The following is a 19,871-nucleotide window of genomic DNA, read 5'->3' on the forward strand; positions in this document are numbered from 1 at the left end:
ATGGACAAATGCAGACCTATTCCTTGTTTAGATATTGTATTTAGACTTCTAGGCGGATTTGAAAAGAATTCATTGAATCCCTTGTGCATCTATGTGCTATCTAAGGTAAAATTGCCCGAATTGCATCGTCCATATTTGAGAGAGTTATATCCGTGCGTCAAATTTTAGTCACTAACGCCCTACCATACGCCAATGGCCCGATCCATATGGGTCACTTACTCGGTTATATCCAGGCAGATATCTGGGTTCGCGCCATGCGTGCAATGGGACATGACGTGACTTATGTCTGTGCGGATGATGCGCATGGTACAGCAATCATGCTGCGTGCCGAAGCCAACGGGATTAGCCCTGAACAGCAAATTGCCAATGTGCAACAAGAACACATTCGTGATTTTGACGGTTTTGGCGTGCATTTTGATCATTATGATTCAACGCATAGCGACACCAACCGCGCACGTGCCAGCGAAATTTATGTCAAAAACCGTGATGCAGGCAATATTGCTGTTCGTCCCGTCACGCAATTATTTGACCCTGAAAAAGGCATGTTCTTATCGGATCGTTTTATTAAAGGCACTTGCCCAAAATGTAAAGCGGAAGATCAATACGGCGATTCTTGCGAAGTTTGCGGCACAACCTATAACGCGACTGAATTGATTAATCCAAAATCGACTTTGAGCGGTGCAACACCTGTAGAAAAATCATCAGATCATTACTTCTTTAAATTGCCTAATTTTGGTGAATATTTACAAAAATGGACGCGCGATGAAGGTCGTTTGCCAGTTTCAATTGCCAACAAATTAGATGAATGGTTTGAAAATGGCTTGAATGACTGGGATATTTCACGTGATGCACCATATTTTGGTTTTGAAATTCCAGATGCACCAAATAAATATTTTTATGTCTGGGTTGATGCGCCAATTGGTTATATGTCGAGTTTTGAAAACTACGTAAAAACCAAACGCCCCGACCTGAATTTTGACGATTATTGGAAAAAAGATTCAGACAAAGAAGTCTATCACTTCATTGGTAAAGACATCGTATATTTCCACGCTTTATTCTGGCCTGCGATGTTAGATGGTGCGGGTTATCGCACACCTACAGGTTTATTTGTAAATGGCTTCTTGACTGTAAATGGTCAAAAAATGTCGAAATCTCGCGGCACATTTATTAAAGCAGAAACATATTTGCAGCATTTAAATCCTGAATATTTACGCTATTACTTTGCCTCAAAACTGTCTGACAAAGTTGAAGACTCTGACTTAAATCTGGATGATTTTGTGCAGAAAGTAAACTCTGACCTTGTAGGTAAAGTGGTAAATATTGCCAGCCGTTGTGCCAAATTCATCAACACCAAATTTGATAACAAATTAAGTGCGAGCTGTGCAGAACCTGAGTTAGTACAAAGCTTTATTGCTGCAGGTGATTCAATTGCCAATGCCTATGAAGAGCGAGAGTTCTCTGCCGCCATTCGTGAAATTATGGCGCTTGCTGACCGCGCCAACCAATATATTGATGAGAAAAAGCCTTGGGCTTTAGCCAAAATTGAAGGCGAAGAACAGCAAGTTCATGACGTATGTTCTGTAGGGATTAACCTATTCCGTCAATTGGCGATTTATCTTGCGCCTGTACTGCCAACATTGGCTGAACAAGTTCAAACCTTCTTACAGTTAGATAGCTTTAACTTTGAATCACGTAAAACTGTTTTAGTCGGTCATGAAATTGCGTTGTTCCAACCATTGATGCAACGTGTTGATCCGAAAGCGGTAGCTGCAATGGTTGATGCTTCGAAAGATTCTTTAGCTGCTGCGGCAGAAGCGCCAAAAGCAGAAAAGAAAAAAGAGAAGAAAGTCGAGAAGAAGCCTGAACCTAAAGTGGGTGAAGCTGAAATTATTGGTATTGAAGACTTTATGAAAGTTGACCTACGTGTAGCTGAAATTTTAGAAGCTGCAACGGTAGAAGGTTCAGACAAACTGCTTCAATTAACTTTAAATGTAGGTGAAGCCGAGCCACGTAAAGTGTTTAGCGGTATCCGCGAGTTTTACCAACCTGAAGACTTAAAAGGCAAATTGGTGGTAATGGTTGCCAACCTTGCACCACGTAAGATGCGTTTTGGTATTTCTAACGGGATGATACTCGCTGCGGGTAATGGCGAAGGTGTTTGGGTGATTTCACCTGAATCTGGCGCTAAAGCTGGTGATAAAGTTTCTTAAGATTTAGATCTGAGATGAGAAAAAGCCTCTACGTTGTAGGGGCTTTTTTTAATGGTTTTTAGTTCTCTCTCCTTCTTTAAAGGAGAGGGCTAGGGAGAAGATTTATTAAATCACTGCCCCCACTTTACAATCTAAACTCAATTTTCATTGCGTAGGCATTGCCTTACTTTTGAAAGATCAAAAGTAACAAAAATCTTTTGTTAGCTTGATAATACGTCCATGTATCACAAGCTAACAGCGACATCCATATCGCCTACATCTGAATTAATTTGGTGACGAACTCTGTTTCTTTATTACTTCCAATAATGCAGCTGTCGACTTTAGAACCTCAGCATTCGCTTTAGATTGTTCCTGTATCGAAACTGAGTCCTCTTTAATAGAATCAAAAAGGTTTTGACCAAAATAGCATTTTGCTAAATCAGTCCTAATCTCGTGTTGCTTGTCTTCTGGCAAATGTGCCAAATACTCAGGTAATGCTTCTAATTCCATGAATGTTTGGTGTGCTTGCTCTGAAATTTTTCGATAGAAGCCAATCTGCTTAAAACAGTAAGTAAATAAAGTCGCAATTAAAGCCAGAATTGTTAATTTAATCATTAGAGCATTAGAAACATTTAACGAATCAAAAAAATTGTGTGCAAATAACTGTCCTATAACCAAAGTCACAGATAAACATACGAGTAACATCAGGTACAGTTCATAGACTTCAACAGTTCGCTTATAATCTTTATATTTTTTCTTGTAAATCTCTTTAGTCTTTCGAGCTGAAGCTTCACCTTTATAAAGTTGTAGCTCACCTATTAAGTGATCAACCTGTTGATTTTTTAAATCAAAACTAGGATTAAGATCATCAGATATCTTTTGTTTCAGGAAATTTAATGAAATAGTACTGAGTTGAGCAAAGTGGATAAGTGTGTCATAACTATTTCTAAAGCTAAGATCAATATTATATAGTTCTGATACACTGCCAGATGAACTATACAAATCATTTAAGTCCTCAATATATGCACTAATAGTTCTTAAATTCCCCCTCATAATTTCCTGCGCATCAGACGAAATACTATAAAAATAATTTTTCTGTTCATCGGTCAAAATCTTTAAAACATCGTTTAGAACCGAATCCTTACTTTTTATTAAGCTGTCATTAAAAAGTAAACATGTATTCTTTTCCGAATTGGTTTGATACTCTCTCCACCCATTGCTCTATTTTATCAGCTGTCATGACTTGAAAATCTCGCCAATAATATTTCATCTGCTTCCATACCATCTCGATTCGATTTAACTCAGGGCTATAAGCTGGAATAAAATACAAATTCGTCGAAAAGTTACTTTTAAGTAGCTCTCTGTAATCAGCCATCTTTTTACTTCTATGAATCGAGGCATTATCAACAATAAGAACCAATGGAAGGTTATAAGTCTGTTTTACTTGTTGAGCTATTCCAGTTAAATAGGCATAAAACCAAGTGCTTGTAACTGACTCTTGTAAACAACTTGTCACCAGTTTCCCCGTTGAAAGCAAACACCCCATGACATTAACTCGTTTTAATCTTATTGCATCAACCGCATGAACATCACCTATCTTTGTCCATGCATAGCGGTTATCAGGTGTAGATGAAAACCCTGTTTCATCAACATAACCTAATATAATTTCACCACGTGCCGCTTGCTCTCGTAATTTTTCAATCTGCTGTGTTGCTTGTTCAAATGCAATCGGATCTCTTTTTTTTCAAGCTATGACGGGTACGCTTGAAGACCATACCTGAATCACGTAAAAACTTACGAATGGTTTCAACAGACACGGACACTTCGTATTCTTCATGTAGTTTGACTCGGATTTGTTCTGCATTGAGTGGACTTGTATTGACCCAATCTAGGATTTTCGCCTGATAGTCTGAGATCAATGTATTGGGCCGACCTGAGCGATGACCTTCTTTAATCGATTCAAACTCATACAATTCCCAACGTCGGCGTTGTAGCCTTATGGTTTCTGGGATACGTTCTTGTAGAGTGGCAACTTCCGCAACACTTTTACCTTCAGAAAGCCAGAGAATAGTTTGGGCACGTTGTCTTTCACGCCAATGTTTTGCATGCTTGGCCAGAAAAATGAGTCGTTCTCGCTGTTCTAAACTAAGTGGTACAGAAACAATTCGAGGCATGTGTGAACATCTGTTAACTAAAAAAAACTTTTTCGCATGATTAGTTATTTTTGTCAACTTACAGTAAAACTTTTTTTAATATTAGAACCAAAACTTTCTTTATCACTTATAAGCAAATTTGGTAATTGTTTTGAGAACATCTCACCAATTTCTAAATTACTTTTTGAGCCCAGATAATCTAAAATTCTATCAATTTTAGATGATAATCCCACAAAAAATTATTTGCCATACTCCACCTAAGTAATTATACCCCCAAAGAAGCGATAATAATGAGTTTACTCCAACAAAACTATCATAATAACAATATATCTTCTCTTAAAATTATTCTTCTCACCCAAATTCTTAAAGAATAGACATCAACAATCTGAAAGCAAAAAATAGCCACATGGACAAATAACTATATAGCCAAAAACTTATTGTTTTATACACTGAATAAAAATAGAAAAAAACTAAAACTTATCAAATCATCAGCTTTAAATCACTTCATCCCAAAAATTAATTTTAAGCCCAATACTGTCATTACAGCCCCTGCTAGCCGATCAAAACTCGCTTTAAACTTCAAATAGACTTTACGTGGTTTTTCTGCAGACAAAGCCACAGCAACCAATGAGCACCAGCCTGCATCAATAAAAAAACACAGAATTGGCAGCACTACATAAAAATAGTTTGGAATTTCTTTAGGCAACAAAGCTGTAAAAATACTCGCCAAGACAATTGCAATTTTAGGGTTAGATAGCTGCGTAATTAAACCTGTGGTAAACGCACGGCGCAGTGACATTTGCTGTCCATGTGCAAGATTGGTTTGAATAGGCGCTTTGGCATGCTTCACAATTTTATAAGCCAAAAACAACAAATATAAACCACCACAAATTTTAAGCAGAAAATATGCTGAAGGCACTGCCAATAAAATAGCCTGCAACCCCATCACCGCCAATAAACCAAAAATTGCGGCACCCGTACCCGTGCCTAAAGCCGTAAATAAACCATGCTTACGTGAAATGGCTATCGAATTTTTTGCCACATAAATAAAGGTAGGCCCAGGACTAATTGCCCCCAACATTAATGCCAAAGCAATAGAGCCTAAAATCAATAATGATTCCAAGATAGACCTCAAGATTAGAATAATTTTCAATTATTTATTTTACTTAAAAAACCATAATAGAAGATATAATTTTTTTGATTTATGTTTATAAATTTAAGGATTTTTCAAGCAATTTGATATTTAGTAAAAAACCAAAAATAGAGTAAAAACTCAATTTAATTTCAATATCAAACAGTTAAAACATAGCATATGAACAGTAAAATTTTATTGTGCATCCATTTTTTCTATTAAAGTTTTTTTCTGATAATAATTTATCATCGATTTTTAGCAGAACTTTCATATATTTTTAAAACACATAATCCCATAATAAAATTATGGCTTTAATTTTCTTTAGAATTACAATCGAGGCACATCAGATGCAAAATAAAAGACTGAAAACATTAGACCACTCTAAATCACATCTTTGGATTGTAGGTGGAGGCATAGCTGGTATGGCTGCTGCTGCTTTTGCGATTCGTGATGCTAAAGTGCCAGCTGAACATATCCATATTTTAGAAGAATTGAATGTTTCTGGTGGTTCGATGGATGGTGGACATAATCCACTTAATCCGAACCAAGCATGGGTCACACGTGGTGGACGTATGCTAACTGATGAAACTTATTTGTGTACTTGGGATTTATTTTCAAGCATCCCATCTTTAGAAAATCCAGACATTTCTGTTCGTGAAGAATGTCGTGAATTTAACGAACAAGTTAAAACCAATGCTCAAGCACGTTTGATCGACTCAAATCATATTATTGCAGAAGCTCAAAAATTGGGATTATCAACGCTCAACCGTGCTCAAATGTTACGTCTACTGGCATTAAAAGAAGATCGTATCGGTAGTCGCCGTATTGATGAATTTTTTGATGATGCATTTTTCCAAAGTAATTTTTGGCGGATGTGGCGAACCACGTTTGCCTTTCAAAAATGGCATAGCGCAGCGGAATTACGCCGTTATTTTCTACGTTTCATTCAAGAATTACCACGCATCCATACCTTAGCAGGTGTGAAACGAACTAAATACAATCAATATGATTCAATGATTCATCCTCTACAACGCTGGTTGGTGGAACAAGGCGTTGATGTTCGTTTCGGTAGTTATGTCACAGATGCAGACTTTGTCGAAGATGCGCAAACGAAGGAACGTAAGGCAACCCAACTTTATGTCAACATTCCAGAAGGCACTGAACAAATTCAACTGGGTGAGCATGATCTTGCGCTCTTTACTTTAGGTTCGATTACGGCTGATTCACGTTATGGCGATAAATTCGATGTTCCTGAGCTGATTCGTGATCGACAAGATCATGGCTGGCGTTTGTGGGAAACATTGGCTCAAAAAGCTCCTGATTTTGGTCGTCCAATGACCTTCTATGGCAACATTGATGAGCATAAATGGAAATCCTTTACGCTCACCATGCATGATGATGTGCTGCTAAAACGGATTATTGATTACACAGGAAATGAACCGGGTACAGGTGCACTCATGACTTGGTTTGAATCTGGTTGGCATCTATCTGTGGTCGTTCCAGCTCAACCGCATTTTGCTGACTTACCAGAAGGTAAATTCACCTTATGGGGTTATGGTTTTGAAATTGACCATATCGGCGATTACATTAAAAAACCGATGAGTGAAGCGACAGGTCAAGAGATTTTAATTGAGTTGATTCATCAACTTGGTTTCGATGACATCTTGGATCATGTGTTGGCACATACTGACATTACCACAGTAATGATGCCTTATGCTTCTGCCCTATTTGCATGTCGTAAAGCAGGTGATCGCCCATTGGTCATTCCAGAAAATGCGGTCAACTTTGCTTTCTTAGGTCAATTCGTAGAGCTTGAAGATGATGTGGTTTTCACGGTGGAATATTCCGTACGTTGTGCCATGATTGCCATTTACCAGCTCTTAGGTGTCGAACGTGAAATTCCAGAGATTTACAATGGTTTACTCGATCCTAAAGTTGGCTTAAATGCTTTGGAAGCAGTTTTTCATTAAATTTAAAAAAGCCATAGGGTAAATTGCTGCCCTATGGTTATTCAACTTACTTTGATAAAACGATCTTTGTACACGACAAAAAAAGATAACTCATTGAAATAATGGCATAATACTTGTTTTCTGACGACGAATATGATGATACATTTCAATGAGTTACATCTCATCTTAAACAAATATCTAAAGTTGAATAAGTCACATGTAAAATGTTTTACACTGATTATGCTGGCATTAATTGTAAAACAGACATGTAATCTTTCTTCTGCATTTAAAGCCTTACCCATCACGTGCTTACCACAATCATTTTTATCGACGTATACAACGCTTCTTTGCAGATCAGTATTTCGATTATCGTCAAATTTCTCAGTTAATTTTCAATATATTTTTATTCGATAAAGTCCAATTAACTTTGGATAGAACCAGCTGGAAATGGGGAAAACGAGTTATCAATATCTTGATGTTAGCTATCGTCTATCGTGGAATAGCGATACCTATTGTTTGGACATTGCTCAATGAGCCAGGCCATGTGGAACAGATTTCCCCCCGCTGCGGGTTCAGAGTTCAGTGTACTTAAACCTGACAACCCCACAGGAAATTTTACCAAAGTCGTTCAACGTATAGCGGTACGTATCACCATTGATCCGAATCAAAAAGGGATCGAAAATCTACGCCCTGGTATGTCGGTGATCACGTCGGTGGATACCGACTCATAAACCAACACTGACATTCTCAATCAAATACATTTACAATGTGGTCAAATTCATTTCTCGTTCGCAAAAAATGTTTGATCACATTGCTTTTCCTACCCCTTATCAAACATTAGAACTTCCCCAGCCTGTTCAACTGACCATCAAACGCCTTGATCAGATTCATCCCCAGATTTCGGGCAACAAGTTTTTTAAACTCAAATACAACCTCTTGGCAGCACAACAGCAAGGTTTTTCTCAAGTCCTCACTTTTGGCGGTGCATTTTCCAATCATATTGCAGCAACGGCTTATGCAGCTCAACGCTTTGGCTTTCAAAGTATTGGCATCATTCGTGGTCAAGAACTTGCGACCCAAGACTTAAATCCTACCCTACAAACAGCGCAAGATTTTGGCATGCAACTGCATTTTGTCAGCCGAGCCGAATATCGTCTGCGCCATGAAGTGGAATATTTACAACAACTTCAACAGCAATATCCTCAAGCCTTTATTATTCCAGAGGGTGGAAGCAATTCCCTTGCCATTCAAGGGACACAGGAAATCCTCTCCCCTGATGATTTAGAAAATTATGACGTAATTTGTTGTGCTGTGGGTACTGGTGGAACAATTGTGGGCATCATTGAAAGTAGCTCGGAACAACAGCAAGTTTTAGGGTTTTCAGCCTTGAAAGGTGATTTTCTCAAACAGGACATTCAACAATGGACCGATAAAAGCAATTGGTCTTTAACCGATGCCTATTGTGGTGGCGGCTATGCCAAAACTACACCTGAATTATTGAAATTTATTCAAAATTTTGAGCAAAAATATCAAATTCCACTCGAACACATTTATACAGGTAAAATGATGATGGGACTTCTTGATTTAATCCAGCACAATCATTTCCCTGCCCACACTCGAATCCTGGCCATTCATACAGGTGGGTTGCAAGGAAAGCTTAAAGTATATTAAAACCCCCACAAATCTTTTATAATTACTCGCTTTTCGTCTACCGAGTAATACTCATGGTTCATCAGGTTGATGTTGTTGTTTTAGGTGCAGGTGCATCAGGCTTGATGTTGGCTGCTGAAGCAGGCAAACGTGGGCGTTCGGTTGTGGTACTGGAAAAGGCCAATAAAGTGGGCAAAAAAATTCTAATGTCTGGTGGTGGTAAATGTAACTTTACCAACTTAGAAGTCGAGCCAAACCATTATATTTCACATAATCCACACTTTGTCATTTCTGCACTCACCCGTTATACCAATTGGGATTTTATTGGTTTGGTCTGCGAATACGGCATTGAATATGAAGAACGTAAACACGGACAATTATTCACTTTAAACGGCGCTAAAGAAATTTTAGCCATGCTCTTAGCCGAATGTGAAAAAACCAAATTGGTCGATATTCAAACCAATTGTGAAGTCAAAGCCGTGAATGCGGTAGATGATCAAGGTTTTCAAATTGCAACGACTTTGGGTTATTTCCAAGCAAGCGCTGTGGTCGTAGCAACTGGCGGTTTATCTATTCCAACTTTAGGTGGCTCTGGAATTGGCTATGAAATTGCTAAACAGTTTGGTCATCGTGTTTACCCGACCCGTGCAGGTTTAGTGCCTTTTACCTTCTCAGACAGCTTTAAAGAAGTCACTACACGTTTAAGCGGTAATGCGGTGGATGCGACTTTATCAAATTCATTGACTAGTTTTACCGAAGCATTGCTATTCACCCATCGCGGTTTGAGTGGGCCGAGTGCCTTACAGCTTTCTAATTATTGGGATGTCGGACAAAGTTTTAAAATTAACTTTTTACCTTACTTAGAACTCTATGACTTTTTTAAAAATAAAAAGCAAAGCAGTCCTAAAGTTTTACTGCGCACCTTACTCAGCGAGCATCTGCCAAAAAGTGTAGTGGCTGAATTACAGCAACTGATTTGGCCTGCACTCTCTGAAACGGCAATTGGCAATATCAGTGATGAAAAGCTAGAACAGATTGCAGCACGTTTAAATGCCTTTGAAGTCAAACCATCAGGCACAGAAGGTTATCGTACTGCCGAAGTCACTTTAGGCGGAGTCGATACCCAAGAAGTTTCCTCTAAAACTATGGAAAGTAAAAAACAAAAAGGCTTGTATTTTGTTGGGGAAGTTTTAGATGTAACGGGACATTTGGGCGGCTATAATTTCCAATGGGCGTGGTCATCTGCACATGCAGCATCGGAGTATGTTTAAGTTTGCTTTTAGATGAAACATGCAAACAAATGAATGTGATAAAAATGATTCTAGTCTAAACAGAATAATATTGATCTTGCCGATCAAATTGCAAAATGACAAAAGCCAGTTTTTTCTAAACTGGCTTTTTCTTTAACACCGTCACGTACTATAAAGACTTAGCAATACGTGAATCCTGTTATTTTATTCTAAATAATCGGTACGAAATAATACCAATTTTGGCGTATTTGCCAAACGTGATTCAGTTTGCTGCATTTTAAGCACAGCATTTTGTTGATGCATAGGTAACGAATTTGCCACTTGAACTTTTAAACTGATACGTAATTTGTTTAGCATATTGATTTCTCTCATTATTGTCATCCTTGCGCGAATTTTAAGACTCAAATATTTCAGCTTGGTTAAAACCCAAGTTTTTTATTTTTCCCTTAAACCCTCATCAAGCTTTCCAAGCTATTGATCTGATTTATCCAAATCAGTCTTTGGCTCATTCCTGCCAAAGTTGATTAATTTTTAACATAATTTAAGAGCTTGGTCTATCCTCTTTTGGATGATTTTTCTCAACATTTTCAGTTGGTTTTGCGGTGGCTTCTGGCTTGGCAAAAACAAATTTATAGGCTGTAACAAAAAAGCCGATGGTGATGCCAGCAATCACGATTGGGGCAAAAAACTTATCGGGTGCTGATTTGGACATTATCGTTTCCTCTTTTTTAATGAATACCGAAAAGAAATCGACCAATACGGTGATTGGTCGATCATCTTAGCGATTCAAATCAAAATTTGAACAGGTTATTTCGGGTCATTTTTTGGATGTTCATCGACATCTGGTTCAGCCTCACCTGTCGAACCAAATGGGTTGTTGACTGGTGGATGTTCAGGATCAACCTTTAAGGTATCTGGCACTGCATGATCAGTTGCCGCTTCAGGTGTTGTAGTCACATCACTTACAGACGCTTGCGGCTGCTCAGATACAATAGGTGTCATCACACTTGATGCTGACGTTGCCGTTTCTGTCTTGTGCAAAGGATTCGGTTGATTTGCCTCACGTTTAGCTTTATCAATCAAATCAGTTAACACACGCTCTGCAGGTTGACGACCACCTAAACCAAAGGCAAGTGCGAAAGCCACTGCAACAGAACCGAGGGTTAAACCAAAAGCCAAGTTCACAATCGAGTCTGCAATACCCATCGCGCGTAAGCCCATGGCAACCACCAAGCCCATAATTAAAATACGGACTAAGTTTGCCAACCAACGCGAGCTGTTATATTCACCGCGCTGTACCACTTTGGCAACCAAATTCGCAAGCCAGAAACCCACCACCAAAATGACAGCACCCAACAGGATATCTGCACCAAACTGGATAAACATGGCAATCAAGCCGCTGACTTGATCAAAGCCCAAACGGTTCGCCGCTTCAGATACCGCAAATAGCATGGTAAAGAATACAATCAGATAACCGACTACACATGAAATTTTAGTCGTACCTAAAAAGCGCTGTAAGTCGAGTTTGGCAGGAATATCATCGACTCCTGTACCTGCAACCACTTCCACCACAATATTGGCTACAAAACGCGACACCACATAAGCCAAAATAAGAATCAGACCTGCCGCAATAATATGCGGGATCGCATTCATAATTTCATACAACATGGCAGTCGCAGGCTGAGAAATAGCTTCAATGCCAAGTGCCTCAAAACCAATAATCAAGGCTGTGATGATCACCAAGGCGAAAACAAACGAACCGAGTAATTTAGGTAAATTTGAATTTTTGAAGATGCCAACTTTTTCAGCATGCTGTTGAATATTCAAGCTACCCAATAAACCTTCGACAATGCCACGAACAATTTTTGCCAGAATGTATCCTACAAAAACAATCACACCTGCAATGAAGATGTTCGGTAAATACAGCACAACTTCATTCACCATGTTTTGCACAGGGAACAACAGACCGTTTAAGCCTAAAATTGACAGCACAATTGGCAAGAACAGCAATAAAATCAGCCAATAAACAATTTCACTGATATTTTGACTTAAGCCACTCACACCCACATCGGCGCTGAGTTTTTCATCCAACTGAGTACGTGCCAACAGTTTTTGCATCCCCACTTTGACCAGATTTGCCAAAATCCACCCAATAAAAGCAACGGCTACAGCAGCTAGTAAAGAAGGAATAAACAGTAAGAACTGCTGAATCATATTACTGAATGGCCCACTGACACTGGTCAGATTCAACACATTCAGCGCACCAATGACCGCAATAATTAAAATCACCCAAAACACGACCCGCGACACAATCACTTCAATATTTGAACGATGCCCCGTTGCATTTGATAATTTTTGATCGGTACCTAATTTTTGTAGAACCTTTTTAATTCCACCTGCAACCAATAATGCAATCACCCACCCGACAAGTAAAATTGCGACTGCAGCTAAAATGGGTTGAAATTGCTCCCAATAATACATGGTATCAAAACCTCTGCCATGTAGGTTCCCATTAAAATAATCATTCATCTTGTTTAATCCTCATGGTGATTAGCTTCATTTTTAGGTTTGCACTACAGCGCAAAACTGCTTTTTATCGATTCAAATTATTGAGTAAAGCTCTACCCACCATAGAATTTGCATATTTTTTATTCAACCTTGGGATGCAGAATCGCAACAATTCTACAAAGGAGGGATAATAAACCTTGCGAAAATCCACAAAAAAGCCCTGCATCTAGGCAAGGCTGAATTTGTAAATACGATTTTTTGACGCTTAGGCTAAACTACCGATCTGTTGCTGTTGCAGTATTGCTGTCCTCTGCACGTGCTTCATCTCCAGCTGTGCCCGTTGTCGTGCTATTTGGCGTTGCTTGTTGTACGGTTGGATTAGGATGTCCAGGAGGTGCTTCGCTCGGACTCGGATTGCGATCCGCCATCATGTAAATCAGCAATGCCAATAAAAAGATTCCCACCAGTAGAAGCATATAGACTGGAATACGTTTTTTTCGCTTAATGTCTTCAGCTGAGTTTACATGAGGTGGTTTATTGAAATCATGCGGCATGTTCCCCTCACTTATGTATTTATCTGATGAATTTTCATACTAACAAGCTCCTCACGCTTATTGTGTGACAATACATAGCAAGATGGTGAAAAGATGTAATATACCTCAAGTACCACCTATGTTGCCCAATATCGACAAAGCTGCCTCTCACGGGGAAATGCGCTATAATCACGTACCGTTTTTTTGTGTACTTTGAACTTTATGGCGTATCGTCAACAAAGTGTATCGCTTGATCTTGACACTGACGTCACTCATCAATGTGCCTTGCACTATACCCGTGATGGGCATCTCATTGGTATTATTGAATTTAGCAAGCCCAGCTATCTGCTCAAATGGGGCGATTTGGAATATTTCCGTCGTCGTACCGAAGAATTTTCGGTCATGCCATTTCCAGATTGTGTGAATGCCATGATCATTGATATTCGCAACATTGCTGCATTTCTGGATAATGAAGTGCCAATTTTACCGTGGCGCTTACTTGAAGAAGAATGTCCTGTGCGTTTGGTGGTTCCTCAAGAGCGCTTAGAGCATTATGCAGGTTTTTTTGAACCGACTTGGCTAAGTAGCGATGTCGATAGCGCGATTCAGGAAATCCGCGAATATATGGATATGTTTGTGCACTAATTTCTTTGAAGAGTCACTTTCAAGCATTGCGTTCAAAAGTTGCTTTCAAAATTGAATCGCACCAAGCAAAAACCTCATCTGCAGCGTTGTAGATGAGGTTTTTATATGAATGGTGAAGATCACCTCAACAACCAATTTTTAGCGAATTGTGAAAATACATTTATTTTCAAAACTCGATTTAGGCAGCCACAAAACCTGCTTAAAACGCACCTGATCTATGCCAAAACTTCGCATTTTCTTAGATGTATAGCGCTTGATATTTTTCATATTCAGGAGTCTGCCCTGCAATGGTTGAGCTTTGCTGAACTTTAATTTTCTGAAAAAAAGCGGTTTCCTTTGCACGGATTGGGCCAATATATTCATTATACATTTGCTCCATTTCAGCACTTTCAAATTGCATTTTTTGCAAACTGCCGCCATGCCAACCGAGCTGGCTACGCAAGTTTAAATATTTTACTTTGCCCGCAGGAAATACATAATTAGCACAAGAAGAAAAACAATATTGTCCAACTTCTACATTCAGTTGATGGTCATAAACCAAATTGCCCAAATCAATGCCTAAGCCGATCTCGCCACCACGGCTGTTGATTTTTAAGGTATCAATCTTATCTGACTGTTTGAGTAATTCCGCTGCACGTGCATTGGCTTCAGGGCTAAGTGGCCCATCATAAATGAGCACATGGTCTTGCACAGCAACCTGAGTTTCCACCGTTTCAGCCTGTACGGTTTGTGCGACTATAAACATCAGCCCTGCGCTGGCTATATATTTGAACAGTTGATATTTGAATAGTTGTATCACATCCTCACCAATAATTTTCAACTGCAATATTACCTTCCCCGCGGCGGTTCATGCTTAAACCACGCGCTTTTAAGGCCTCTTTGGTGTCATCGACCATGGCAGGGTTACCGCATAACATCACATGGCTGGTTTCAGGGTTGAGTACACTGCCTGCAGCCTGTTCCAATTCGCCATTAGCAATTAATACAGGTAAACGATCATGCAAAGCAGCTTGAGGGTCGCGGGTGACAATTGGGATAAATTTAAAGCCCGAATGCCCTTCGCCAAAAGTTTCGGCAATTTCTTGAATTTTATCGACATAAGCCAATTCGGCTGCGCTGCGCACGCTATAAATCAAATAAATATATTGATATTTTGTCCACGTTTCAAAATCTTGCAGCATGGATAAAAACGGTGCAAGACCTGTACCTGTGGCCAACAACCATAAATCGTGTGGCGCAGGCAACTGATAACGCGCCAAGGTCAAAAAACCATAAGGGATTTTTTCCAAGTACAGCTCATCGCCCACTTGAAGGTGCTGCAAGTTAGAAGTAAATGCACCATCTGGCACGACAATCGAGAAAAACTCTAAAGTTTCATCAAAGGGTGATGACACCACCGAATAAGCACGTACTACCAATTCATCGCCCACTTTTAACCCGATACGTGCAAACTGCCCTGCGGTAAATTTAAAATGCGCAGGTCGGGTCATGGTGAAGCTAAACAAGGTGTTGGTCCAACGATGAACCGAAAGCACTTTTTCTAAAGTAAATTTTTCAATTGACATGATTTGAGCGTGGCATGAAAGACTGTGCTCATGTTAGCATGTCGGGGTAATTTATGAATATTTTTTAAATGTTAAGGCTTGATTCATGCGCATGACTTTACGCCAGTTGGCGGTTTTTGTAGCAGTTGCCCAAGAAGGGACAGTAACCAAAGCCAGTGATGCCGTTAAACTCACCCAAAGTGCTGCAAGCATGGCCTTAGCAGATTTGGAAGATGGCTTAGGCGCTCCACTGTTTGACCGTTTGGGTAAGCGCCTACAGCTGAACGATTTAGGTCGTTTTTTATTGCCACAAGCCTTAGAAATTTTGGGGCGTTGTGAAGCGTTTGAGCAAGCTGCTAAAGGCGAACTACAAAGCATCGATTTGCGTTTAGGTGCAACCCTCACCATCAGTGACTATTTGATGCCTGATTTAATGGCAGACTTTTTGCAAATTCAGCCACAGGCGCATTTACAATTACAAGTGGGCAATACCCGCCAAATGATTGAAGCTGTAAATCAGTTTCAGCTAGATTTAGCCCTGATAGAAGGCTCTTGTCACTTGCCACAACTCCAATGTATTCATTGGCGTGATGATGAGCTTGCAGTGTGCTGTGCACCAAGTCATCCTTTAGCGCAGTTAAACCGTGCTTTAAGTATCGCAGATTTTGAAGACGCCGAGTGGATTTTACGTGAAGAAGGTTCAGGTACCCGTGAAGTGTTTGACAATGCAATTTTAAAAGACCTGCCTGATGCCAATATTCGTTTAACTTTGGGTCATAACGAAGCGATTTTAAAAATTGTCGCAGGTGGAATTGGTATGTCGTGTATTTCACGATTGGCGATTGAACCTTTACTAGAAAAAGGTCAATTGGTAATTTTGGATACACCTTTCTGGCAACTGACGCGCCCGTTATTCATGTTGGTGCATCGTCAGAAATACCAAGGGCCTGGTTTAAGGGCATTTATGAAATTTTGCGACGCGAAATAATTCATAGGAGTACCAATCAAGGTACTCTTTTTTAACAATTAAAACTGACTCTCACATGGTATGCCGTCACCATCACCGTCCATTTTAGTATTTGGACAATTTCGTATAAAGAATAACGCTTCTTCGTAAGACGTCATTTGACTACAGTGCTCACGCCCATCACAAGTAAAGTTCTGTTCGACAACTGGAACTTCTACTGCTTTTTGTACTGATAAAGCTTCAGGCTGGCTATTTTGCCAAGCTTGGTACTTATTAAATACTGCATAAGCCAAGCCGAATATAATCAATATACCCATATAAGTCACAAAATTGGATGAGTTATTTTCAGACTTCTGCTGTCTTTTTTGAATCTGCTTTGTCGTATGAATTGCCCTTGATTGAGGCGTATGCCTTTCGACTGCAACCTTAATATCTAGACGGACGATATTATCTGCTTTGAACTTGCCATTTTCTTCTACTTTACGAAATTTTAGATTTTCTCCCACTTTTGGTGGCAGATTTTTATTGGGAAAATCTTTAATATGAAAAAACAAATCTTTTGGCTCTCCTTCTATTTGAATAAAACCAAAGCCTCGTTCTTCGTTATAAGTTTTTATTTTCCCTTCTAAAAACATAAATTACTCTTTACACGTTAGTTTTTGATTATTGTATAAAAAAAGAGACTGAAATGCCCCTTTCTATTCATGAAAATATTTAAAATTAACCCTTTAAGTTCGATAACAATGCAGACGTAATCGAGGTATTTGCAGCAACCGCTTTGGCCTTTTTCGCTTTTTTGGATTTATCTTCTACAGGTTCAATATTAATGGCTTTATAACGATCACCATTTTGAACCACATTAAATTTAACCCGATCATTGCGCTTTGGATCACCTTCAGCCGCAGGAAAATCCGAGATATGGAAAAACACTTCACCTTCAGGTGCGGCAATAAATCCATAGCCTTTTTCGGCATTATATTGTTTGATTTTCCCTTGATATTGTTCAGATTTCATGGCTTAACCTTTTACGAGCTGCACTATATGTGAGTATATAAAAAAGAGACAGTTAATGCCTCTTTTTTACCAACATTCAGCTTAATCTTTTTGGACTGAACCAAAAATTTTATCGCCTGCATCACCCAGGCCAGGCACAATATAACCATCTTGGTTTAAACCTTCATCAACCGATGCAGTAAAGATCACCACATCTGGGTGTGCCGCTTCTACACGTTGAATGCCTTCTGGCGCCGCAACCAAAACCATCACACGGATGTCTTTACAACCACTGGCTTTGAGCAAATCAATTGCTGCCACTAAAGATGAACCTGTGGCAAGCATAGGGTCAATAATCATCGCGATACGATTTTGTACATCTGGTACTAATTTTTTGTAGTAAGTACGCGCTTCTAAAGTTTCTTCATCGCGTTCCAAGCCAAGTACAGACACTTTAGCACTTGGAATCAGGTTCAAGAAACCATCTAACATGCCAATACCTGCACGTAAAATTGGCACAACCGTAATTTTTTTACCCGCAATACGGTCTACGGTGACTGCACCATTCCAACCCGCAATTTCGTGTTCGACCACTGGTAAATCTTTAGTCGCCTCATATGTCAGCAACATGGTCACTTCTTGTGCTAATTCACGGAAGTTTTTGGTGCTGATGTCTGCGCGACGTAATAACCCCAATTTATGACGAATAAGTGGATGACGGATTTCATGAATAGCCACGGGAGAACACCTAAAAGGAAAGAAAAGCAAATATCGTTTTATTATATGCTGTTTTTATTGTGTATATAAACCAAAAAGCCTTCAATTTATGAAGGCTTTTTGACTGAAAGTTAAACTTCTTTCAAATTATTGCTGTGACAGCATGAAATGGATGGGTGACAAAATTTCAGCTTCAAGTGCCATTTTGATAATTGGGTCTGGATAAACACCAATCACCAATACCGCTAAAGCTGCAGCCAATACCATAATACCGCCCACTTTTTGACCCCAATGATCGACAGCATCCATTTTTGGTTCGTCTGGCGGTGTCATATACATCACCACCATAACGCGCAAGTAGTAGTACAAACCAATACCTGAACCCACGATGATCATCGCAGCTAAGAACCAGTGCTGAGTCGTTACCGCAGCCATCACCACCAAGAACTTACCAATGAAGCCTGCAGTTAATGGAATACCTGCAAGAGAAAGCATCATCACGGTTAAGACAGCAGTCAATACTGGACGACGCCAGAACAAACCACGGTAGTCAGCCAAACTTTCAGCTTCTGCTACGTTGTTGTATGGGCTAGACATTAATGCCACTGCACCAAACGCGCCAATAGTCGTCAAGACATAGGTAATCACATAAACGCTGACATTACCCAAGCTTGCATAAGTCATGCTGATCAAACCAATCAACAAATAACCAAAGTGTGCAATTGATGAGTAAGCCAAAATACGTTTCAAGTTCACTTGACGTACAGCAAGGAAGTTACCCACCAAAATTGAAAGCACGGCAATAATGGTCATGATAGTTACAATCGAGTCGATCAGGATTGCCCCTGAACCCAAAATGTAACGCACGAACAAACCAATGGTTGCTACTTTCGCTGCAGTCGCAAGGAAGGTTGCGATTGGTGCAGGCGCACCGTCATAAACGTCTGGTGTCCATTTGTGGAATGGTGCCAAAGACAATTTAAATGCAACAGCAAAGACAATTAAGCCTAGACCTAAAACGACTAATGGCTGTTGGATATTTTGCATTAATGCTTGTACAGAGTCATAGAAAGACAATGAACCTGTGTATGCATAAATGTACGCCATACCCATGAGCAACATTGCAGATGCAGTTGCAGACAAGACTAAGTACTTCACGCCTGCTTCTAAAGATTTAGAACGCTGGTGAGTGTATGCCAATAAGCCATAAACAGGAATTGACATTAACTCAAGGCTAATGAAGAACGACGCATAGTGCGAGCTTGACACCATTAACATGGCACCCGTAACCGAACACAACATTAAGATGTAAAGTTCTTCACGGTTGTCTTTATAGGTCTCAATATAAGCATGAGATAAAGTCGAACATGCCAATGCTGCAATCAGAATCACCAGTTGATACAACAAGGTGAACGGATCAATCATAAACATACCCATCACGCTGGCAGGCGCAAAATTGCCGCCAAACATCATGAGTAAAAGGTAAGCAGCAGCAATGTTCAAGCCCACAACTGATGCCGTTGCAATTAAGTTATGATTACGCTTAATTGCTGTAAGAATCATCACGACAATCGCAGTTAAGGCCACGATCATCACAGGAGCTAAAGGCATAAGCTCAGAAAATGACATTGTGAAGTTCAT

20 protein-coding genes and 2 pseudogenes are annotated in these 19,871 nt (G+C 39.6%); 8 read left to right on the forward strand and 14 right to left on the reverse strand.

Features of this window, described 5'->3' with window-relative positions; translation table 11 throughout:
• Window positions 1-152: 152 nt before the first annotated feature.
• Complete coding sequence (gene metG, locus C3Y93_RS05775) at window positions 153-2,210, forward strand: methionine--tRNA ligase (RefSeq protein ID WP_104852349.1); 2,058 nt, start codon at window positions 153-155, stop codon at window positions 2,208-2,210.
• 264 nt (window positions 2,211-2,474) lie between these two features.
• Here the strand turns inward: metG and C3Y93_RS05780 are convergent, their stop codons facing one another.
• The 4 genes from C3Y93_RS05780 to C3Y93_RS05795 all read right to left on the reverse strand — a co-directional run bounded on the left by C3Y93_RS05780 (window position 2,475) and on the right by C3Y93_RS05795 (window position 5,465).
• The gene (locus C3Y93_RS05780; protein WP_104852350.1) at window positions 2,475-3,299 is read right to left on the reverse strand and encodes a hypothetical protein; all 825 of its coding nucleotides are present in this window, start codon (window positions 3,297-3,299) and stop codon (window positions 2,475-2,477) included.
• A 52-nt stretch (window positions 3,300-3,351) separates the two neighbouring features.
• Complete coding sequence (locus C3Y93_RS05785; RefSeq protein WP_121533679.1) at window positions 3,352-3,918, reverse strand: IS630 family transposase; 567 nt, start codon at window positions 3,916-3,918, stop codon at window positions 3,352-3,354.
• Window positions 3,908-4,363 carry a helix-turn-helix domain-containing protein gene (locus C3Y93_RS05790; protein ID WP_004973749.1) on the reverse strand — a complete coding sequence of 152 codons (456 nt, stop codon included), beginning with the start codon at window positions 4,361-4,363 and terminating at the stop codon, window positions 3,908-3,910. The genes C3Y93_RS05785 and C3Y93_RS05790 overlap by 11 nt, the downstream gene beginning before the upstream one ends.
• Window positions 4,364-4,841: 478 nt before the next feature.
• Window positions 4,842-5,465: a LysE family translocator gene (locus C3Y93_RS05795; RefSeq protein ID WP_104852351.1), complete on the reverse strand. Its 624-nt coding sequence runs from the start codon at window positions 5,463-5,465 to the stop codon at window positions 4,842-4,844.
• A gap of 356 nt (window positions 5,466-5,821) precedes the next feature.
• On the opposite strand from C3Y93_RS05795, the gene C3Y93_RS05800 reads away from it, so the two are divergent.
• The 5 genes and pseudogenes from C3Y93_RS05800 (at window position 5,822) to C3Y93_RS05815 (ending at window position 10,344) form a co-directional block, all read left to right on the forward strand.
• Window positions 5,822-7,444 (forward strand): oleate hydratase, encoded by a 1,623-nt coding sequence (locus tag C3Y93_RS05800; RefSeq protein ID WP_104852352.1) that lies wholly within the window; start codon window positions 5,822-5,824, stop codon window positions 7,442-7,444.
• A 135-nt stretch (window positions 7,445-7,579) separates the two neighbouring features.
• Window positions 7,580-7,967 (forward strand): annotated as a pseudogene (locus C3Y93_RS05805) (IS4 family transposase); the annotation flags it as partial.
• A pseudogene (locus C3Y93_RS14300) lies at window positions 7,962-8,154 on the forward strand (HlyD family secretion protein); the annotation flags it as partial. The pseudogenes C3Y93_RS05805 and C3Y93_RS14300, both read left to right, overlap by 6 nt.
• 67 nt (window positions 8,155-8,221) lie before the next feature.
• The gene (locus tag C3Y93_RS05810; RefSeq protein ID WP_104853251.1) at window positions 8,222-9,094 is read left to right on the forward strand and encodes a 1-aminocyclopropane-1-carboxylate deaminase/D-cysteine desulfhydrase; all 873 of its coding nucleotides are present in this window, start codon (window positions 8,222-8,224) and stop codon (window positions 9,092-9,094) included.
• A gap of 53 nt (window positions 9,095-9,147) precedes the next feature.
• Window positions 9,148-10,344, forward strand: coding sequence for an NAD(P)/FAD-dependent oxidoreductase (locus tag C3Y93_RS05815; protein ID WP_104852353.1), 1,197 nt, complete (start codon window positions 9,148-9,150; stop codon window positions 10,342-10,344).
• Between the two features lie 183 nt (window positions 10,345-10,527).
• Here C3Y93_RS05815 and C3Y93_RS14275 read toward each other — a convergent pair whose 3' ends face one another.
• The 4 genes from C3Y93_RS14275 to C3Y93_RS05825 all read right to left on the reverse strand — a co-directional run bounded on the left by C3Y93_RS14275 (window position 10,528) and on the right by C3Y93_RS05825 (window position 13,385).
• Window positions 10,528-10,695: a hypothetical protein gene (locus C3Y93_RS14275; protein ID WP_004975492.1), complete on the reverse strand. Its 168-nt coding sequence runs from the start codon at window positions 10,693-10,695 to the stop codon at window positions 10,528-10,530.
• 169 nt (window positions 10,696-10,864) lie between these two features.
• Entirely contained in the window at window positions 10,865-11,035 is a 171-nt protein-coding gene (locus C3Y93_RS14360) for a hypothetical protein (RefSeq protein WP_171287386.1), read from the reverse strand.
• A 95-nt stretch (window positions 11,036-11,130) separates the two neighbouring features.
• Complete coding sequence (locus C3Y93_RS05820; protein WP_104852354.1) at window positions 11,131-12,852, reverse strand: mechanosensitive ion channel; 1,722 nt, start codon at window positions 12,850-12,852, stop codon at window positions 11,131-11,133.
• Between the two features lie 254 nt (window positions 12,853-13,106).
• Window positions 13,107-13,385, reverse strand: a complete 279-nt coding sequence (locus C3Y93_RS05825; RefSeq protein WP_004975487.1) for a hypothetical protein — start codon at window positions 13,383-13,385, stop codon at window positions 13,107-13,109.
• A 201-nt stretch (window positions 13,386-13,586) separates the two neighbouring features.
• Between C3Y93_RS05825 and C3Y93_RS05830 the strand changes: the two genes are divergently transcribed.
• Window positions 13,587-14,009, forward strand: a complete 423-nt coding sequence (locus tag C3Y93_RS05830) for a hypothetical protein (protein WP_004975486.1) — start codon at window positions 13,587-13,589, stop codon at window positions 14,007-14,009.
• A 238-nt stretch (window positions 14,010-14,247) separates the two neighbouring features.
• Here C3Y93_RS05830 and C3Y93_RS05835 read toward each other — a convergent pair whose 3' ends face one another.
• The gene (locus C3Y93_RS05835) at window positions 14,248-14,754 is read right to left on the reverse strand and encodes a hypothetical protein (protein ID WP_158660391.1); all 507 of its coding nucleotides are present in this window, start codon (window positions 14,752-14,754) and stop codon (window positions 14,248-14,250) included.
• A gap of 58 nt (window positions 14,755-14,812) precedes the next feature.
• Entirely contained in the window at window positions 14,813-15,574 is a 762-nt protein-coding gene (locus tag C3Y93_RS05840) for a ferredoxin--NADP reductase (protein ID WP_104852356.1), read from the reverse strand.
• An 85-nt stretch (window positions 15,575-15,659) separates the two neighbouring features.
• Between C3Y93_RS05840 and gigC the strand changes: the two genes are divergently transcribed.
• The gene (gene gigC, locus C3Y93_RS05845) at window positions 15,660-16,541 is read left to right on the forward strand and encodes a LysR family transcriptional regulator GigC (RefSeq protein ID WP_019837525.1); all 882 of its coding nucleotides are present in this window, start codon (window positions 15,660-15,662) and stop codon (window positions 16,539-16,541) included.
• Between the two features lie 38 nt (window positions 16,542-16,579).
• Here gigC and C3Y93_RS05850 read toward each other — a convergent pair whose 3' ends face one another.
• The 4 genes from C3Y93_RS05850 to nuoN all read right to left on the reverse strand — a co-directional run bounded on the left by C3Y93_RS05850 (window position 16,580) and on the right by nuoN (window position 19,871).
• Window positions 16,580-17,155, reverse strand: a complete 576-nt coding sequence (locus tag C3Y93_RS05850) for a cold shock domain-containing protein (RefSeq protein ID WP_104852357.1) — start codon at window positions 17,153-17,155, stop codon at window positions 16,580-16,582.
• An 85-nt stretch (window positions 17,156-17,240) separates the two neighbouring features.
• On the reverse strand, window positions 17,241-17,534 hold the full coding sequence (locus C3Y93_RS05855; RefSeq protein WP_104852358.1) for a cold-shock protein: 294 nt from the start codon (window positions 17,532-17,534) through the stop codon (window positions 17,241-17,243).
• A gap of 81 nt (window positions 17,535-17,615) precedes the next feature.
• Window positions 17,616-18,251 (reverse strand): uracil phosphoribosyltransferase, encoded by a 636-nt coding sequence (gene upp / locus C3Y93_RS05860; protein ID WP_019836328.1) that lies wholly within the window; start codon window positions 18,249-18,251, stop codon window positions 17,616-17,618.
• Between the two features lie 126 nt (window positions 18,252-18,377).
• Window positions 18,378-19,871 carry an NADH-quinone oxidoreductase subunit NuoN gene (nuoN, locus tag C3Y93_RS05865; protein WP_104852359.1) on the reverse strand — a complete coding sequence of 498 codons (1,494 nt, stop codon included), beginning with the start codon at window positions 19,869-19,871 and terminating at the stop codon, window positions 18,378-18,380.

The organism is Acinetobacter sp. SWBY1, assembly GCF_002946595.1.
Lineage (GTDB): Bacteria > Pseudomonadota > Gammaproteobacteria > Pseudomonadales > Moraxellaceae > Acinetobacter > Acinetobacter towneri.

Bases quoted from the DNA above. Each gene is read 5' to 3' on its own strand.
- C3Y93_RS05790 (WP_004973749.1), bottom strand. From the start codon at position 4,363: ATGCCTCGAATTGTTTCTGTACCACTTAGTTTAGAACAGCGAGAACGA.
- C3Y93_RS05800 (WP_104852352.1), top strand. From the start codon at position 5,822: ATGCAAAATAAAAGACTGAAAACATTAGACCACTCTAAATCACATCTT.
- C3Y93_RS05810 (WP_104853251.1), top strand. From the start codon at position 8,222: ATGTTTGATCACATTGCTTTTCCTACCCCTTATCAAACATTAGAACTT.
- C3Y93_RS05815 (WP_104852353.1), top strand. From the start codon at position 9,148: ATGGTTCATCAGGTTGATGTTGTTGTTTTAGGTGCAGGTGCATCAGGC.
- C3Y93_RS14275 (WP_004975492.1), bottom strand. From the start codon at position 10,695: ATGAGAGAAATCAATATGCTAAACAAATTACGTATCAGTTTAAAAGTT.
- C3Y93_RS14360 (WP_171287386.1), bottom strand. From the start codon at position 11,035: ATGTCCAAATCAGCACCCGATAAGTTTTTTGCCCCAATCGTGATTGCT.
- C3Y93_RS05820 (WP_104852354.1), bottom strand. From the start codon at position 12,852: ATGAATGATTATTTTAATGGGAACCTACATGGCAGAGGTTTTGATACC.
- C3Y93_RS05825 (WP_004975487.1), bottom strand. From the start codon at position 13,385: ATGCCGCATGATTTCAATAAACCACCTCATGTAAACTCAGCTGAAGAC.
- C3Y93_RS05830 (WP_004975486.1), top strand. From the start codon at position 13,587: ATGGCGTATCGTCAACAAAGTGTATCGCTTGATCTTGACACTGACGTC.
- C3Y93_RS05835 (WP_158660391.1), bottom strand. From the start codon at position 14,754: ATGTTTATAGTCGCACAAACCGTACAGGCTGAAACGGTGGAAACTCAG.
- C3Y93_RS05840 (WP_104852356.1), bottom strand. From the start codon at position 15,574: ATGTCAATTGAAAAATTTACTTTAGAAAAAGTGCTTTCGGTTCATCGT.
- gigC (WP_019837525.1), top strand. From the start codon at position 15,660: ATGCGCATGACTTTACGCCAGTTGGCGGTTTTTGTAGCAGTTGCCCAA.
- C3Y93_RS05850 (WP_104852357.1), bottom strand. From the start codon at position 17,155: ATGTTTTTAGAAGGGAAAATAAAAACTTATAACGAAGAACGAGGCTTT.
- C3Y93_RS05855 (WP_104852358.1), bottom strand. From the start codon at position 17,534: ATGAAATCTGAACAATATCAAGGGAAAATCAAACAATATAATGCCGAA.
- nuoN (WP_104852359.1), bottom strand. From the start codon at position 19,871: ATGAACTTCACAATGTCATTTTCTGAGCTTATGCCTTTAGCTCCTGTG.